Origin of the sequence: Janthinobacterium sp. RA13 (assembly GCF_000745325.1) — a bacterium.
In the GTDB taxonomy this organism is placed as follows: domain Bacteria; phylum Pseudomonadota; class Gammaproteobacteria; order Burkholderiales; family Burkholderiaceae_D; genus Janthinobacterium; species Janthinobacterium rivuli.
Genome location: NZ_JQNP01000001.1, coordinates 2,074,531 through 2,090,355 on the forward strand (window position 1 = coordinate 2,074,531; position 15,825 = coordinate 2,090,355).

The following is a 15,825-nucleotide window of genomic DNA, read 5'->3' on the forward strand; positions in this document are numbered from 1 at the left end:
AACGCTGACAGCAAAAGTCAGGCAAATGCACGGATAAAAAAATAGCCCACTCGAAAGTGGGCTATTTTTTTCATCTGGAGGCGAGGACGGGAATCGAACCCGTCTAAACGGCTTTGCAGGCCGCTGCATAACCTCTTTGCTACCTCGCCAGAGGAACTGCTAGGGTGCGCCTTGCGGCCCACCTTGAAAACTGGAGCGGGAGAAGAGTCTCGAACTCTCGACCTCAACCTTGGCAAGGTTGCGCTCTACCAACTGAGCTACTCCCGCATTGGAGCTTGATTACCGCTTAATCACGCTGCATGACTACTTTGCAGCGGATAAAAAAAGGAAGCCAGCTTAGCTTCCCTTTAGAATTCTGGAGCGGGAGAAGAGTCTCGAACTCTCGACCTCAACCTTGGCAAGGTTGCGCTCTACCAACTGAGCTACTCCCGCATTGGAGCTTCTATTTTCTGCTACTGCCATCTTGCTGTACTGCTTCAGCTTTCGCTGGAGCGGGAGAAGAGTCTCGAACTCTCGACCTCAACCTTGGCAAGGTTGCGCTCTACCAACTGAGCTACTCCCGCATACGAACCGCTATTTTACTGCTTTTTGCTACCGTTTACCAGTGCTGCTTTACTGCTGATCCAGTATTCACTGGAGCGGGAGAAGAGTCTCGAACTCTCGACCTCAACCTTGGCAAGGTTGCGCTCTACCAACTGAGCTACTCCCGCAGTGGACAACATTGTATCAGAAGCTCTACTACATCGCCAGTACTACTTTTTACTGCATTCGCTGTTTTTACCTATGACACGATCCAGAAAACTGGAGCGGGAGAAGAGTCTCGAACTCTCGACCTCAACCTTGGCAAGGTTGCGCTCTACCAACTGAGCTACTCCCGCGTCATCAACAACAGGCCAGCATTATAGAGGGATTACAGGGGCTGTCAACGGGCAATATCTGGTCTTTTGCAAAATATTTGGGTCAGACGGGGACGCCGAGTCCCGTCGGGTCTGACCCCAGCTCTTGCGTTTGGGCTGAAAGAACGCCAGCCCAACACCATCAAGCCCCACCCGCCCTAATGCAGGTTACCCGCTTTTTCCTTGATCAGCGGCCATGCCAGGCGCAAGTAATAGAACATCGACCACACGGTCAGCACGCAGGCGATCCACAGCAGCTTCTCGCCCCACACGTGGGTGTCGATCGCGCCGAAAATCACTTCGTGGTACAGCAGCAAGGGAATGGCCGTCATTTGCGCGGCCGTCTTGATCTTGCCGATCGAGCTGACGGCTACCGATTTCGATGCGCCGATCTGCGCCATCCATTCGCGCAGCGCGGAAATCGTGATTTCACGGCCGATGATGATGAAGGCCAGCACGGCATTGACGCGGTCCAGTTGCACCAGCACCAGCAAGGCGCCCGCCACCATCAACTTGTCGGCCACGGGGTCGAGGAAGGCGCCGAAGGCCGAGGTCTGGTTCCAGCGCCGCGCGAGGAAACCATCGAACCAGTCGGTCACGGCGGCAACGATAAAGACCAGGGTGGCAACCAGGTTCTGGTCGCCATGCAGCAACATCGACGGCGGCAAATAAAACACGCCGACGACGAGCGGTATCAGGGCCACGCGCAGCCACGTCAAAAGGATGGGAATATTAAAAGGCATAAGGGAGCAATCGGCCAACGGGTAAATTGAATATGAAGAAAGTATGAAGAAAGCGCCACTAGTCTACATGGCCCAGGGGTATTAGCCTAGTCCGGTTGCCGCAGCACCGGACCGGACACCCATCCATCAATGCAACTGCTTGTAAATCTCTTCCGCCAGCTGGGTCGAAATTCCCTCCACCGACATCAGATCCTCGACGCTGGCATCGACCACGCCGCGCAAGCCGCCAAAGCGCGACAGCAGTTTTTGGCGGCGCTTGGCGCCGCATTGTGCCCCTTTCGATCTCTTCCAGGCGCGAGGTCTGGCGCGCCCGTTCGAGCATTAATGCAACTGCTTATATATCTCTTCCGCAAGTTGAGTCGAAATCCCCTCCACCGACATCAGATCCTCGACGCTGGCATCGACCACGCCGCGCAAGCCGCCAAAGCGCGACAGCAGTTTCTGCCGGCGCTTGGCGCCTATGCCTTCGATTTCTTCCAAGCGCGACGTCTGGCGCGTCTTGGCCCGCTTGGCGCGCATGCCGGTAATCGCAAAGCGGTGCGCCTCATCGCGGATTTGCGCGATCAGCATCAGGGCCGCCGATTCCTTGCCCAGTTCCTGCGCCGCGCGGCCATCGACGAACAGCAGGGTTTCCAGGCCTACCCTGCGCCCTTCCCCCTTGGCCACGCCGACGATCAGGCTGATATCGAGACCCAGCTCGGCGAACACCTGGCGCGCCATTTCGATCTGCCCCTTGCCGCCGTCGATCAAGACCACGTCGGGCATCACGCCATCGCCATTCGCCACTTTTTCATAGCGGCGCATCAGGACCTGGCGCATGGCCGCGTAATCGTCGCCCGGCGTGATGTCGTTGATGTTGTAGCGCCGGTACTCGCCATTCTGCATGGCGTGATGGTGGAACACGACGCACGACGCCTGCGTCGCCTCGCCCTGCGTGTGGCTGATGTCGAAACACTCCACGCGCAGGCTGTCGAGGTCTTCCGTTTCCAGGCGCAGCGCTTCGGCCAGCGCGCGCGTGCGCGACTGCTGCGAGCCCTGCTCGGACAACAAGCGCGCCAGCGAAATCTCGGCGCCCTTCTGCGCCATCTCCAGCCACTGGCGGCGCTGCCCCTGCGGCTGGAAGATCAGGTTGATGCGGTGGCCGCACTGCTCCATCAGCGCCACCATCAGGGCTGGCTGGTCGAATTCGATATTCAGGATCAGGGTGCCGGGGATGAATTTTTCCGTGTAGTGCTGGGCCAGGAAGGCGGCCAGCACTTCCACCTCGATGGCTTCCTCGGCAATCGCCGCCGCATCGCTGAGCTGGCTGGGGAAATAGGCGCGGTCGCCCAGGTGGCGTCCGCCGCGCACCATGGCCAGATTGACGCAGGCGCGCCCGCCCTGCACCAGCACGGCGATAATGTCGACGTCGGCGTCGCCCGTCGTTTCCATGCTTTGCTGGTGCAGCACGCGCGACAGCGAGGCGATCTGGTTGCGCACCACCACGGCCTGCTCGAACTTCAGCTCGGCGGCAAACGCGTGCATCTTCTTTTCCAGGTCGGCCAGCACTTCGCTCTGGCGCCCGCGCAGGAAGCGCGCCGCGTTTTCCACATCGTTTTTATAGTCTTCCTTGCTGATCAAGTCCACGCACGGCGCGCTGCAGCGGCCGATCTGGTGCAGCAGGCACGGCCGCGTGCGGTTCGCATAGACGCTATCCTCGCAGGTGCGGATGAGGAACACCTTTTGCAGGATCTGCATCGATTCCTTGACGGCCCAGGAACTGGGGAACGGCCCGAAATACTGGTTTTTCTTGTCCACCGCGCCCCGGTAATACACCATGCGCGGCGCATCGCCGTTGGTGATTTTCAGATACGGATACGATTTGTCATCGCGGAACAGGATGTTGTAGCGCGGTTGCAGCGCCTTGATCAGGTTGTTTTCCAGGATCAGGGCTTCCGCCTCGCTGTGCGTGACGGTCGTTTCCAGGCGCGCGATGCGCTCGACCATCATGGCGATGCGGGGGCTGGCCAGGTTTTTCTGGAAGTAGCTGGAGACGCGCTTTTTCAGGTCGCGCGCCTTGCCGACGTACAGCACCTTGTCGGCGGCGTCGAAATAGCGGTACACGCCGGGCAGGTTCGGCAGCTTGGCGACCGTGGCCAGCACCTGCGCGCGCGGGTCGGGCGGCGTCTCCGCCAAGAAAGGTTCAGGGCTTGCTTCGGTCATTGCTGGCTCATTGCGCACTTATAGTTACCCTGCTTGCTCCACGATCACGAACGCGACCGCATATTCTTCTTCATCGCTGATGGTCACTTGCGCGCTCAGCCGGTTTGCGGCCATGAACTCGGCCAGCACGCCGCTGCAGACGATCATCGGCTTGCCGCTGGGATGGTTCAGCATCTGCGCGGCGGGCCAGGTCATCGGCATGCGCAAGCCCAGGCCGATGGCCTTGGAAAACGCCTCTTTTGCCGCGAAGCGCGTGGCGAGGAAGCGCACGCCGCGCACGGCATTCCTGGCGCTGCGGGCGCGGAATTTTTCCAGCTCCTGCGGTCCCAGTATTTTTTTGGCGAAACGCTCGCCATGAAGCGCCAACGCCGCCTCGATGCGGGGTATCTTGCAGATATCGGTGCCGATGCCGTAGATCATGCTGCCTCCTTGCTATCTGTTATCAGGCCCTGTGCCCGAGGCGCGTAGCCACCATGATGGCCTTCATTTCGCGCACGGCGTTTTCCCAGCCGACAAACACGGCGTGCGCGACGATGGCGTGGCCGATGTTCAATTCAGCAATATCGGGAATGGCGGCGATGGCCTGCACATTGGTGTAATGCAAGCCGTGGCCCGCATTGACCTTCAAACCGCGGCCCACGCCGAACAGCACGCCGGCCTTGATGCGCTCCAGCTCCGCCAGCTGCTCGGCACCTTGCGTATCGGCATAGCGGCCCGTGTGCAGCTCGATCACGGGCGCGCCGAGCTCGGCGGCGGCGGCGATCTGCTGCTCGTCCGCATCGATGAACAAGCTCACGCGGATGCCCTCGCCTTGCAATTGTTTCACCGCCGCCTGCACTTCCTTGAAGTAGCGCACCACGTCCAGGCCCCCTTCGGTCGTCACTTCCGTGCGTTTTTCCGGTACCAGGCAAACGTCCGCCGGCTTGATGCGGCAGGCGAAATCGATCATCTCGGCCGTGACGGCCGCTTCCAGGTTCATGCGCGTGAGCAACTGCGGTGCGATGGCGATGACGTCCGCATCCTTGATGTGGCGGCGGTCTTCGCGCAGATGCAGGGTGATGGCGTCGGCGCCGGCCTGCTCGGCCAGCAGGGCCGCGCGGACCGGGTCCGGATAGGCGGTGCCGCGCGCATTGCGCAAGGTGGCCACGTGGTCGATATTGACGCCCAGGTCGATGACGGGGCCGGAAGGCTGCAAAAAGCTCATAGTGATGGTATCCGTAAAGTGCTGTCGTGCGGCAAACCGCCGCTACAGCTGCATTAAATCGATCAGTATCTGGCGCGTATTCAAGGTGGCGCCGCCCAGTTGATGGGCCAGCAAAAAGCGCATCAGCAGCTTGCTTTGCGCCTGCGTGGCCACGTCAAGATAATCTTCGCGCTCCATGTCGAGCAGGGTCTTGCCCGTGATCTTGGGCCAGGCATCGCTGGCGCGCGCCGGGCGCGGCCCGCGTTCCGGGTCAACCACGTACACCTGCCCCGCATCGACGGCCTGGCGCGTGCCCGTGCAGCGCGTCAAGTCGGCCGCCACGCCCGTTTCCTTGAGCAAGGCGCGCTCGAACTTGCGCAGCACGATGGGCGGCGGCTCATTGTGCGCCAGTTGATTCAAGGTGGCAACGTAGTGGTCGAACAGGACAGGATGCGGATCGTCGCGCGCCAGCAGTTTCACCAGCAATTCGTTCAGGTAAAAACCGCACAGCAGCGCAGTTTTCTCCAGCGGCAGCATGCCACCCACCCACTCGGCGCCCGTCAGGATGCGCAGCTCGGACTTGCCCGTCCAGCCCGCCTGCAGCGGCTGGAACGTCTGCAGCACGCCGCGCAACTGCGAATGGGGCCGCTTGGCGCCCTTGGCGACGAGCGCGATGCGGCCGTATTCGCGTGTAAACACATCGACGATGAGGCTGGTTTCTTTATGCGGATAGCTGTGCAGCACGAAGGCTGGCTGTCCCGTGATGCGGCCGTCGCGCGCGGGCGGACGGCTGCGCCGGGGCGCTGTGGAAGGTGCGGCCGGCGGCGCGATGGCCGCCGGCGTAGGGACCGGCGCAGATGCAGCAGAGGCGGCTGGCGCAGGATGGTGCAGCGCTGGCGTGGTGGTGCTCATGCGTGTGGCGTCGCCCCCGGGTTGCGGATTACTCGTAGCCGTAGGCGCGCAAGCCCGCCTCGTTGTCGGCCCAGCCCGACTTGACCTTGACCCAGATTTCCAGGTACACGGGGCCGCCGAACAGCTTTTCCATATCCAGGCGGGCCTGGGTGGAGACTTCCTTCAGGCGTGCGCCCTTGTTACCGATGATCATGGATTTATGGGTATCGCGCTCGACCAGGATGGCGGCAAACACGCGGCGCAGGTCGCCTTCCTGCTCGAATTTCTCGATCAGCACGGTGCTCGTGTACGGCAGTTCGTCGCCCACGAAGCGGAACAGTTTTTCGCGCACGATTTCCGAGGCGAGGAATTTCTCGCTGCGGTCCGTGATGTCGTCCGGGCCAAAGATCGGCTGGTTTTCCGGCAAGAAGCGCTTGATCTCGTTCTGCAAGCCTTCCAGTTGGAAATGCAGCTTGGCGGAAACAGGCACGATGGCGGCGAAGTCGCGCATGGCGGCAATCTTTTGCGCGAACGGCAGCAGCACGGCCTTGTCTTTCACGCGGTCGGATTTGTTGATGACGAGGATGCACGGCACTTCCTTCGGCAGCAGGTCCATCACTTGCTGGTCGGCCGGGCCGAACGTGCCCGCCTCGATCACGTACAAAATCACGTCCGATGAAATCAGGGTGTTCGTCACGGTCTTGTTCAGCGTCTTGTTCAGCGCGTTCGAGTGGCGCGTCTGGAAGCCAGGCGTGTCGACGTAGATGAATTGCGCGTCCGGCACCGTCTGGATGCCCGTGATGCGGTGGCGCGTCGTTTGCGCCTTGCGCGAAGTGATGCTGACCTTCGCGCCGATCAGCACGTTCATCAGGGTCGATTTGCCCACGTTGGGGCGGCCCACGATGGCGATATAGCCACAGCGGAAGTTGTCGGGCATTTTGGTGGCTGTCATGCTAGTGTCGATTCTGTTTAGTGTGAGCGGCGATCGCCGGGGCAGCCGGGGCTTGCGCGTCGTCGCTCTGGATGGTGGCAATGCCGGCCAGCTTGAGCTGGGCGGCGCGCGGTTTCGGCTTGCGGCTGGCGGCAGGCGACTTCAACAACGCCTGCTCGGCCACGTCCAGCGCCAGTTTGGCGGCGGCTTGCTCACCGGCGCGGCGGCTTCCGCCACGACCGTAGACCTGGATATTCAATTTTGGCACCAGGCATTCGATCTCGAATTCCTGGCTGTGGGCGGCGCCGTGGGTGGCCACCACATTGTACTGTGGCAGCGAAATTTTCTTGCTTTGCAAAAACTCCTGCAGCAGGGTCTTGGCATCCTTGCCCAGGGTTTGCGGGTCGACCGAGTCGAGGATGGGAATGTAGAAGGCGCGGATCACCGTGCTGGCGGCGTCAAAACCCGTGTCGAGGAAAATCGCGCCCAGCAAGGCTTCGAGGGTGTCGGCAAGGATCGATGGGCGGCGGAAACCGCCCGATTTGAGTTCGCCTTCGCCCAGGCGCAAAAATTGCGACAATTCCAGCTTTTGCGCGATTTCATACAGCGACTGCTGTTTCACCAGATTGGCGCGCAGACGCGACAAATCGCCCTCGTCGATGGACTTGAAGCGTTCATACAGGATGGACGCGACCACGCAGTTGAGGATGGAGTCGCCGAGAAATTCCAGCCGCTCGTTATGCAAACTGCTGTGGCTACGATGCGTCAAGGCTTGCTGCAACAGGCCAGCATCCTGGAACGTATAGCCTAAACGGGTTTGCAATAACTGAAGATTCATTGTTGTTTCTGTGTCATCTGAGTAATTCGGCTGGCCGCCGCGCGGGGAATCGGCGCGGCAGCCATAGGGACGGCTTAGTGTATGCCGCCCACTCTTTTCGGATTGCTGAAGTTCATCCACACCAGGAAAGCCTTGCCGACGATGTTCTCGTTCGGCACGAAGCCCCAGTAGCGGCTGTCCGCGCTATTGTCGCGGTTGTCGCCCATCATGAAGTAATTGCCTTGTGGCACTACACACGTAAAACCGTCTTCTTTGTAGTTGCACGCATCCTTGTGCGGGAAATCCTTCACTTCGCGCAAATTCAACGTAGGAGCAGGCTCGTCGTTAAGGATGCGGTGGCTCACGCCCGTCAGGTTTTCTTCCAGCTGCTTGTGGTAAACAGTGCTTTCATCATCCAGATAGTCGTCCAGCGGGGTGTAGGCGACTTCCTTGCCATTGACCGTCAAGCGCTTGTTTTCATAGGTGATTTTATCACCGGGCACACCGATCACGCGCTTGATATAGTCTTGCGACATATCTTTCGGGTACTTGAACACCATCACGTCGCCGCGCTGCGGATCGTTGACTTCAATGATGCGCTTGTTGACGATCGGCAAACGAATGCCATAAGTAAACTTGTTGACCAGGATCAGATCGCCCACCAGCAAGGTCGGCACCATCGAGCTCGACGGGATCTTGAATGGCTCATACAGGAACGAGCGCAGGCAGAACACGAGAGCGATGACGGGGAAGAAACTGCCCGAATACTCGACCCAGGTCGGCTGACGCAACAGGGCCGCCTCGATGCTGGCGCGGCTGCCGCCCGCATCGGACTTGATGCCCTCGGCGGCCAGCTTGGACTGGCGCGCATCGAATTCAGCCAGAGCGCGGTCGGCCGCCTTGCGGCGCTGCTTGGACAGATAAAACACATCCAGGCACCAGACCAGGCCCGTCAACACCATCAGCACGAACAGGATTAAAGCGAAATTTCCTAAAATCACTTGCAGGTTCATTGATTAACCATCCACTTGTAAAATTGCCAGGAATGCCTCTTGCGGGATCTCCACGGAACCCACTTGCTTCATGCGTTTCTTACCCGCTTTTTGTTTTTCCAGCAATTTTTTCTTGCGGCTGATGTCGCCGCCATAGCACTTGGCCAGCACGTTCTTGCGCAAGGCTTTCACGTTCTCGCGCGAAATGATGTTGGCGCCGATGGTCGCCTGAATCGCCACGTCGAACATCTGGCGCGGGATCAGTTCGCGCATCTTGGCGGCCACCTGGCGGCCACGGTACTGACTATTCGAACGGTGGACGATGATGGCCAGCGCATCGACTTTTTCGCTGTTGATCAGCATGTCGACCTTGACCACGTCGGCCGCGCGGTATTCCTTGAACTCGTAATCCATCGAGGCATAGCCGCGCGACGTCGATTTCAGACGGTCGAAGAAGTCCAGCACGATCTCGGCCATCGGCATTTCATACACGAGCTTGACCTGGCGGCCGTGGTAGCTCATGTCCATCTGGATGCCGCGCTTGCCGATACACAAGGTAATCACGGAGCCCACGTATTCCTGCGGCATGTACAGATTGACCGTGACGATAGGCTCGCGCACTTCCTCGATGCGCGACGGATCGGGCATCTTCGATGGATTGTCGACGTTGATCATGGTGCCGTCGCGCTGGATCACTTCGTACACCACGGTTGGCGCCGTGGTGATCAGGTCCATGTCGAATTCGCGTTCGAGGCGCTCCTGCACGATTTCCATGTGCAGCAAGCCCAGGAAACCGCAGCGGAAGCCGAAGCCCAGCGCCTGCGACACTTCCGGCTCGTACATCAGGGCCGCGTCGTTCAATTTCAGCTTTTCCAGCGAGTCGCGCAGCGCGTCGTACTGGTTCGCTTCCACAGGGAACAGGCCGGCGAACACTTGCGGCTGCACTTCCTTGAAGCCAGGCAATGGCGCGGCGGCAGGACGGCCGGCCAGGGTGACGGTGTCGCCCACTTTCGCCGCTTTCAATTCCTTGATGCCGGCGATGATGAAACCCACCTGGCCTGCCGACAATTGCGGCAAGGATTGCGAACGGGGCGAAAACACGCCGATGTCTTCCACCAGCTGAACCGAATCGGTGGCCATCAGGCGGATCTTGTCTTTCGGTTTCAGGGTGCCGTTGACCACGCGCACCAGCATGACCACGCCCACATAGGCGTCATACCAGGAGTCGACGATCAGCGCCTGCAGCGGCGCGTCCGGATCGCCCTTCGGCGGCGGTACCTTGACGATCAGTTGTTCGAGCACGTCCAGCACGCCGAAGCCCGTCTTGGCCGAGCAATGCACGGCGTCGGCCGCGTCGATGCCGATCACGTCTTCGATCTCGGCAATGGCGTTCGGAGGGTCCGCGTTCGGCAAGTCGATCTTGTTCAGGACGGGCACCACTTCCACGCCCAGGTCCAGCGCCGTGTAGCAGTTGGCCACTGTTTGCGCTTCCACGCCTTGCGACGCGTCAACGACCAGCAGCGCGCCTTCGCACGCCGACAGCGAGCGCGACACTTCATAGCTGAAGTCGACGTGGCCCGGCGTATCGATCAGGTTCAGGTTGTAGATCTGGCCATCGCGCGCCTTGTAGTGCAAGGCCGCCGTTTGCGCCTTGATGGTAATGCCGCGCTCGCGCTCCAGATCCATCGAATCGAGCACCTGCGCCTCCATCTCGCGGTCGGACAAGCCGCCGCACAATTGAATGATGCGGTCAGCCAGGGTCGATTTACCGTGGTCAATATGGGCGATGATGGAGAAGTTGCGTATGTTGTTCATTAACTAATATAAGTGCGAAGTTGACGACACTGCTTTAACAGGAATCATGGGGATCATGCTCGGGCCAAACAGGGCCAAAACCGGGCGCCCCACTCATGATGAAAAAAAGCGCTCCGGGCAGGACATCTGCATGCCCAGGCGAGCGCTTTTGAAGCGACAGAAGCTGCTGCCTCGGACAGTAGCTTTTTCGACCTCCCCATTTTACCGGATTTCAGAGTAGAAAGCCCGTCTTATGAGGCCGGCACGGGGGCAAGCCGACATTTTCGGCGGTTTTCGGCACCAGAATGGTGCAATGCAGTGTCAATATTGACATTTAAGCTATGCCAGGCGGCGCCGCACGGCCGCTTCGTCGAGGAAATAATGGCATAGCTCGGGCTGCGCCAGATCGCCAAACAGCACCGGCACCAGCTCATCGAAACGGGCCAGCAGCGAAGCGTCGGGCGACGCATCGATGTCGATCACGTCCACCGTGAACGGTTTTCCGGGCGGCTGCAGCAGGAGCAAGGCGTCGAGCATGTCCTGGCAAAGGTGGCAATAACTGCGGGAATAGAGGGTGAAGTGCATTTTTTGTGGCGGCGCAAAAGAAGGCTGGGGTCAGACCCGACGGGTCTGACCCCAAATTTTACTTCGCCGACGGACGCAGCGAAACGAATTGCGCCACGTCGCCACGGCGCACCAGCACGGCCGACGTCTTCTTCGGATCGAGCTTGGCGACCAGGGCGTTGAACTGCTTGGCGTCTTTCACGGCAACGTTGTTCAACTGCAAGATCACATCGCCAGGCTGAAGGCCGGCCTGGGCCGCCACGCCATCGGCATCGTCGACCAGCACGCCCGCGTCGATCTTCAATTCCTGCTTCTTGGCGGCCGGCACGTCGCTGACCTTCAGCCCCAGCGCATTGACGGCTTGCGCTTCCGGCTCCTTGGCGCCCTTCTTCGCCGCTTTCTCGCTTTCGAGCTCGACGACGGTGACGGGAACATCCTGCTGCGCACCCTTGCGCCAGACGGTGATCGTGGATTTGCCGTTGACGGCGGCGCCGCCAACCAGGCGCGGCAGGTCGGATGAACGCTCGATCTGGGCGCCGTTGAATTTCAGGATGATGTCGCCCGGCTTGATGCCCGCCTTGTCGGCCGGGCCGCCCGGTTCCACCATCGATACTTGCGCGCCCTTGGCGTTCGGCAAGCCCAGCGATTCCGCCACGTCCTTGCTCACTTCGCCGATCTGCACGCCGATGCGTCCGCGCACGACCTTGCCCGTCTTTTTCAGCTGCTCGCCCACGCGCATGGCTTCATCGATGGGCACGGCAAACGAAATGCCATTGTAGGCGCCGGACAAGGTGGCGATCTGCGAATTGATGCCGATCACTTCGCCGCGCATATTGATCAAGGGACCACCGGAGTTGCCAGGATTGACGGCCACGTCGCTCTGGATCAGAGGCAAGTAGTCGCCCGTGTCGCGTGATTTGGCGGAAATGATGCCGGCCGTCACCGTGTTTTCCAGGTTGAACGGCGAGCCGATGGCGATGACCCATTCGCCCACGCGGATCTTGTCCGAGTCGCCAATGGTCAGGCGCGGCAGGTTGCCGCCTTCGATTTTCAGTAGGGCCACGTCGGTGCGCGCATCGGCGCCGATCACCTTGGCCTTGAATTCGCGCTTGTCCGTCAGGGTCACGTACACCTCGTCGGCGCCGTCGACCACGTGGGCATTGCTCAGCACGTAGCCATCGGCCGAAATGATGAAGCCGGAACCGACGCCGCGCTGCACTTCCTGCTCCTGCGGCACGGCGCGGCGGCCGCCGCGTGGCGCCTGCTGGCGCGGCGTCGGCATGGCGCCGCCAAAGAAGCGGCGCAGGAATTCCTGCATTTCCTGCTCGTCCTGGCCGCCCGCGCCAGCTCCGGCGGCGCCCATCTTCAAGCGCTCGGTGGTGCGGATATTCACCACGGCCGGGCCGACGGCGTCGACCAGATCCGAGAAATCAGGCAGTTTTATGGCGGGCACGGCAGCCTGCGCCTGTGGCGCCAGGCCCAGCATGGTGGGAGCAAGGAAGACGCCAGCCGTACCGAACAATAAAGCGGAAAGCGTCTTCACTGAAAACGACTTGCTGGCGGCACACATGGTTTTTTTCATGGAAAGGATCTTTTCGAATATATAAACGGATCAAAACGCGAATCAGGCAATTGCCTGCGCGCATGATTGGCCATCATGACGGCAATCCAGGGGCAAACCCACCTGACAACGCGCATGGCAGCAACAATATATCGCAAAAGCAAGATATTGCCTGCCCACAGTGTCAATCGTACCGAAGGCCAGTGTCAAGGGGGCGAAGAGGATGTTAAGCCTGGCATAAGATGGAAAACGCGACAGCTAGCGCTGCGCCAGCGGCTCGGCCACGCCCGGCGGCACGAGGGGCGGCAACGGCTCCACATGAGCTGTCCCCTCAGGCGACGGCTCCGCGGCCAGACGGCTGGCCATGCGCGCATCGAAGTGGGCGCTCAGTGCATGGCCGTACTGCTCCGAGCGCAGCACGTCACCGATATGGCGATAGGCATCCCAGGCCTGCCGCCCCGATGGCGTATCGAGGGCAGCAAAAGCCAGTTCGAGTTCGCTCGCCGCCAGCTCGCCATCGGCCAGGGCGGAAATAGTCTCGTGCAATCGTGTATGCGTATCCATGATGGGTCCTGCCATTTCAAAAGGATCGGTGCGGAAACCGGACGCAGCCATGCCAGCCTCATACTCCCCAGATTACCAGCGCTTGTCAATCGGCATGTCCAACAACGGTTTCAATTTCTCCGCGATCACTTCGCGCGCGCGAAAAATCCGGCTGCGCACGGTGCCGATGGGGCACGCCATGATTTCCGATATTTCTTCATAGCTCAGGCCCTCGATTTCGCGCAGCACGATGGCCGTGCGCAACTCGATGGGCAGCACATCCATGGCCGCATTGACGGTGGCCGCGATCTGCTTGCTGGCCAGCACCGATTCGGGTGTATTGTTGTCTCGCAATTTATTGCCATCATCGAAGGACTCCGCCTGTTCGGCGTCGGCATCGCTGGATGTGGCGGCGCGCCGCCCCTGCGTGACGAGATAATTCTTGGCCGTATTGATGCCAATGCGATACAGCCAGGTATAAAAGGCGGCCTCGCCGCGAAAATGGCGCAGCGCCCGGTATGCCTTGATAAAGGTTTCCTGCACCACATCTTCGGCCTCCGCCGGATCATGCACCAGCCGCGACACAAGACGCATCAAGCGGCGCTGATATTTCGATACCAGCACATCGAATGCCCGTTTGTCGCCAGCCTGCACCCGCTCGACCAGTAACTGATCATACTCGCGCTCTGTCCTCACGCCCAATGTCCCTGTAGTCATGCAGCGTGGGCGCCTGTATGGATATAGAGTTGGCCCGCTGCAAGAAGTTCAGTGTTCGCCCCACTTTTATTCTTCCCTGTTCCGCGCCGCGATAGCCCGGCAAGCCACGGCCAGCGGGCGGAAGGCGGCGCAACTGCCGCCGCGCTGTACCAGCACTTCCGTGCGACGCCCGGCGGCATCCGCCAGGCACAGCACCAGCAGCGACGGCCACAAGGTCGAGCCCGGCAACAGGCGCAGCCCCGGCGCCGCCTCAGCCGGCTCAGCCGTCTCAGCCACCCCGGCAGCACCGCTTCCAGGCACCCCGCCATGCTCCAGATATACCGCCAGCCGCAACTGGCCAACCGGCGAAATATCAAGCGCCTGCGGCTTTCTGCGCCAGCGCAGCAAGGCCAGCAAAAACACGCCGCCAGCCGCACTCAGCAAGGCTGCAAACAAGCCCAGCGCATAGCCGCCCACCAGTTGGCCGGGCACGGGCAGGCTGCGCCAGACACCACTCAAGGGCCAGGCAGCCAGCAAGGCGCACAGCCCCAGCACCGCTTGCAACAGGCGCAAACAGACAGGCGTGCGAATGACAGCCGCTACCGCGATCGACATACTTCATGGGAAAAAAAAGGCGCGCCGGCAACATGCCGGGCAAATTCAGGCGCCAACGAACGTTGGCGCCGAATCAGCGCTCACTACGATTTGACCGTAGCGAGCGCTTGAAAGTTCCTGCTTATTTCGCTTTACCGAAAATCAGCGTGCCATTCGTTCCGCCGAAGCCGAACGAATTCTTCACTGCATAATCGATCTTCATATCACGCGCCGTGTTGGCACAGAAATCGAGATCGCACGCCGGATCCTGGTTGAAGATATTGATGGTCGGTGGCGACACCTGATGGTGCAATGCCAGGACCGTAAATACCGCTTCCAGACCGCCCGCGCCGCCCAGCAAATGGCCCGTCATCGACTTGGTCGAGTTGACGACAATATGCTTGGCGTGATCACCGAAGGTGCGCTTGATGCCCATCACTTCCGCCACGTCGCCTTGCGGGGTCGATGTGCCGTGCGCGTTCAGGTATTGAATCTGATCCGGGTTCAAGCCTGCGTTGTCGAGGGCCGCGATCACCGATTTGCTGCCGCCGCTACCATCTTCCAGCGGCGAGGTCATGTGATAAGCATCTGCGCTCATCCCGAAACCATGCACTTCGGCATAGATCTTGGCACCACGGGCCACCGCGTGCTCGTACTCTTCCAGCACCATGACGCCAGCACCCTCGCCCAGCACGAAGCCGTCGCGGTCGGCGTCCCACGGACGCGATGCCGTTGCCGGATCGTCGTTGCGGGTCGACAAGGCACGCGCCGAAGCGAAACCGCCCAGGCCCAGTGGCGACACGGTCGATTCAGCACCGCCGGCGATCATGACGTCGGCATCGCCGTACTCGATCATGCGCGCTGCGGCACCGATGCTGTGCAGACCGGTGGTACACGCTGTAACGATCGCCAGGTTCGGGCCCTTCAGACCATATTTGATCGAAAGGTTGCCAGAGATCATGTTAATGATCGAGGCAGGCACGAAAAATGGCGAGATACGGCGCGGACCGCGCTTTTCGTACTCGGACTTGGTGTCTTCGATCAGCGGCAAGCCACCGATACCGGAACCGATGATCACGCCGATGCGCTCGGCGTTTTCTTCGGTGACTTCCAGACCGGAGTCCTGGATCGCCTGGATGCCCGCAGCCATGCCGTAATGGATAAAGGTATCCATATGGCGGGCTTCCTTACCGGAGATGTACTCTTCGATATTGAAACCTTTGACTTCACCGGCAAAATGCGTGGTGAATGGCTGTGCATCAAACTTGGTAATCGTGGCAATGCCGGATTTACCTTCAACGATTGCGCCCCACGCCTCGGCAATAGTATTGCCGACAGGTGAAACGCAGCCCAGGCCGGTGACAACAACACGACGGTTTTTAGAACGGCTCAAGCGATTCTCCTGAAGTCGGTCAGAC

Annotated in this window: 15 protein-coding genes, 6 tRNA genes and 1 pseudogene; all 22 read right to left on the bottom strand. The window is 60.4% G+C overall.

Going from position 1 to position 15,825, the window contains the following annotated elements; translation table 11 throughout:
* Positions 1-75: 75 nt before the first annotated feature.
* Positions 76-149: transfer RNA gene (locus FG13_RS09060), tRNA-Cys, on the bottom strand.
* Positions 150-191: 42 nt separating this feature from the next.
* A tRNA-Gly gene (locus FG13_RS09065) sits at positions 192-267 on the bottom strand.
* A gap of 89 nt (positions 268-356) precedes the next feature.
* Positions 357-432, bottom strand: a tRNA-Gly gene (locus tag FG13_RS09070).
* Between the two features lie 55 nt (positions 433-487).
* Positions 488-563: transfer RNA gene (locus FG13_RS09075), tRNA-Gly, on the bottom strand.
* A gap of 71 nt (positions 564-634) precedes the next feature.
* Positions 635-710 (bottom strand) — tRNA-Gly (locus FG13_RS09080).
* A 92-nt stretch (positions 711-802) separates the two neighbouring features.
* Positions 803-878, bottom strand: a tRNA-Gly gene (locus FG13_RS09085).
* A 176-nt stretch (positions 879-1,054) separates the two neighbouring features.
* A complete protein-coding gene (gene pgsA, locus FG13_RS09090; protein WP_034749601.1) occupies positions 1,055-1,639 on the bottom strand; it encodes a CDP-diacylglycerol--glycerol-3-phosphate 3-phosphatidyltransferase in 585 nt (194 codons plus the stop codon).
* 126 nt (positions 1,640-1,765) lie between these two features.
* Positions 1,766-1,952: pseudogene (locus FG13_RS31250) on the bottom strand (helix-hairpin-helix domain-containing protein); the annotation flags it as partial.
* Between the two features lie 8 nt (positions 1,953-1,960).
* Positions 1,961-3,841 (bottom strand): excinuclease ABC subunit UvrC, encoded by a 1,881-nt coding sequence (uvrC, locus tag FG13_RS09095; protein WP_442905200.1) that lies wholly within the window; start codon positions 3,839-3,841, stop codon positions 1,961-1,963.
* A gap of 24 nt (positions 3,842-3,865) precedes the next feature.
* On the bottom strand, positions 3,866-4,261 hold the full coding sequence (gene acpS / locus FG13_RS09100) for a holo-ACP synthase (RefSeq protein ID WP_035820223.1): 396 nt from the start codon (positions 4,259-4,261) through the stop codon (positions 3,866-3,868).
* 22 nt (positions 4,262-4,283) lie between these two features.
* A complete protein-coding gene (gene pdxJ / locus FG13_RS09105) occupies positions 4,284-5,045 on the bottom strand; it encodes a pyridoxine 5'-phosphate synthase (protein WP_035820224.1) in 762 nt (253 codons plus the stop codon).
* Between the two features lie 42 nt (positions 5,046-5,087).
* Positions 5,088-5,936, bottom strand: coding sequence for a DNA repair protein RecO (gene recO / locus FG13_RS09110; RefSeq protein WP_035820226.1), 849 nt, complete (start codon positions 5,934-5,936; stop codon positions 5,088-5,090).
* Between the two features lie 28 nt (positions 5,937-5,964).
* Positions 5,965-6,867: a GTPase Era gene (era, locus tag FG13_RS09115; protein ID WP_034749612.1), complete on the bottom strand. Its 903-nt coding sequence runs from the start codon at positions 6,865-6,867 to the stop codon at positions 5,965-5,967.
* A 1-nt stretch (position 6,868) separates the two neighbouring features.
* Positions 6,869-7,684: a ribonuclease III gene (gene rnc, locus FG13_RS09120; protein WP_034749615.1), complete on the bottom strand. Its 816-nt coding sequence runs from the start codon at positions 7,682-7,684 to the stop codon at positions 6,869-6,871.
* A gap of 74 nt (positions 7,685-7,758) precedes the next feature.
* Positions 7,759-8,676, bottom strand: coding sequence for a signal peptidase I (lepB, locus tag FG13_RS09125; protein WP_035820229.1), 918 nt, complete (start codon positions 8,674-8,676; stop codon positions 7,759-7,761).
* Between the two features lie 3 nt (positions 8,677-8,679).
* Positions 8,680-10,470, bottom strand: coding sequence for a translation elongation factor 4 (lepA, locus tag FG13_RS09130; protein ID WP_035820235.1), 1,791 nt, complete (start codon positions 10,468-10,470; stop codon positions 8,680-8,682).
* 318 nt (positions 10,471-10,788) lie between these two features.
* The gene (locus tag FG13_RS09135) at positions 10,789-11,034 is read right to left on the bottom strand and encodes a glutaredoxin family protein (RefSeq protein WP_035820236.1); all 246 of its coding nucleotides are present in this window, start codon (positions 11,032-11,034) and stop codon (positions 10,789-10,791) included.
* A gap of 58 nt (positions 11,035-11,092) precedes the next feature.
* Positions 11,093-12,499, bottom strand: a complete 1,407-nt coding sequence (locus FG13_RS09140) for a DegQ family serine endoprotease (RefSeq protein WP_235211835.1) — start codon at positions 12,497-12,499, stop codon at positions 11,093-11,095.
* Positions 12,500-12,832: 333 nt separating this feature from the next.
* Complete coding sequence (locus FG13_RS09145) at positions 12,833-13,138, bottom strand: sigma-E factor negative regulatory protein (RefSeq protein ID WP_051959584.1); 306 nt, start codon at positions 13,136-13,138, stop codon at positions 12,833-12,835.
* Between the two features lie 72 nt (positions 13,139-13,210).
* The gene (rpoE, locus tag FG13_RS09150) at positions 13,211-13,813 is read right to left on the bottom strand and encodes an RNA polymerase sigma factor RpoE (protein ID WP_077406708.1); all 603 of its coding nucleotides are present in this window, start codon (positions 13,811-13,813) and stop codon (positions 13,211-13,213) included.
* Positions 13,814-13,900: 87 nt separating this feature from the next.
* Positions 13,901-14,428, bottom strand: coding sequence for a hypothetical protein (locus tag FG13_RS09155; RefSeq protein WP_035820243.1), 528 nt, complete (start codon positions 14,426-14,428; stop codon positions 13,901-13,903).
* Between the two features lie 121 nt (positions 14,429-14,549).
* A complete protein-coding gene (gene fabF / locus FG13_RS09160) occupies positions 14,550-15,800 on the bottom strand; it encodes a beta-ketoacyl-ACP synthase II (protein ID WP_035820244.1) in 1,251 nt (416 codons plus the stop codon).
* Positions 15,801-15,825: the final 25 nt, after the last annotated feature.

Excerpts from the sequence above, each read along its gene's own strand:
- pgsA (WP_034749601.1), bottom strand. The coding sequence starts at position 1,639 with ATGCCTTTTAATATTCCCATCCTTTTGACGTGGCTGCGCGTGGCCCTG.
- uvrC (WP_442905200.1), bottom strand. The coding sequence starts at position 3,841 with ATGACCGAAGCAAGCCCTGAACCTTTCTTGGCGGAGACGCCGCCCGAC.
- acpS (WP_035820223.1), bottom strand. The coding sequence starts at position 4,261 with ATGATCTACGGCATCGGCACCGATATCTGCAAGATACCCCGCATCGAG.
- pdxJ (WP_035820224.1), bottom strand. The coding sequence starts at position 5,045 with ATGAGCTTTTTGCAGCCTTCCGGCCCCGTCATCGACCTGGGCGTCAAT.
- recO (WP_035820226.1), bottom strand. The coding sequence starts at position 5,936 with ATGAGCACCACCACGCCAGCGCTGCACCATCCTGCGCCAGCCGCCTCT.
- era (WP_034749612.1), bottom strand. The coding sequence starts at position 6,867 with ATGACAGCCACCAAAATGCCCGACAACTTCCGCTGTGGCTATATCGCC.
- rnc (WP_034749615.1), bottom strand. The coding sequence starts at position 7,684 with ATGAATCTTCAGTTATTGCAAACCCGTTTAGGCTATACGTTCCAGGAT.
- lepB (WP_035820229.1), bottom strand. The coding sequence starts at position 8,676 with ATGAACCTGCAAGTGATTTTAGGAAATTTCGCTTTAATCCTGTTCGTG.
- lepA (WP_035820235.1), bottom strand. The coding sequence starts at position 10,470 with ATGAACAACATACGCAACTTCTCCATCATCGCCCATATTGACCACGGT.
- FG13_RS09135 (WP_035820236.1), bottom strand. The coding sequence starts at position 11,034 with ATGCACTTCACCCTCTATTCCCGCAGTTATTGCCACCTTTGCCAGGAC.
- FG13_RS09140 (WP_235211835.1), bottom strand. The coding sequence starts at position 12,499 with ATGCTGGGCCTGGCGCCACAGGCGCAGGCTGCCGTGCCCGCCATAAAA.
- FG13_RS09145 (WP_051959584.1), bottom strand. The coding sequence starts at position 13,138 with ATGGATACGCATACACGATTGCACGAGACTATTTCCGCCCTGGCCGAT.
- FG13_RS09155 (WP_035820243.1), bottom strand. The coding sequence starts at position 14,428 with ATGTCGATCGCGGTAGCGGCTGTCATTCGCACGCCTGTCTGTTTGCGC.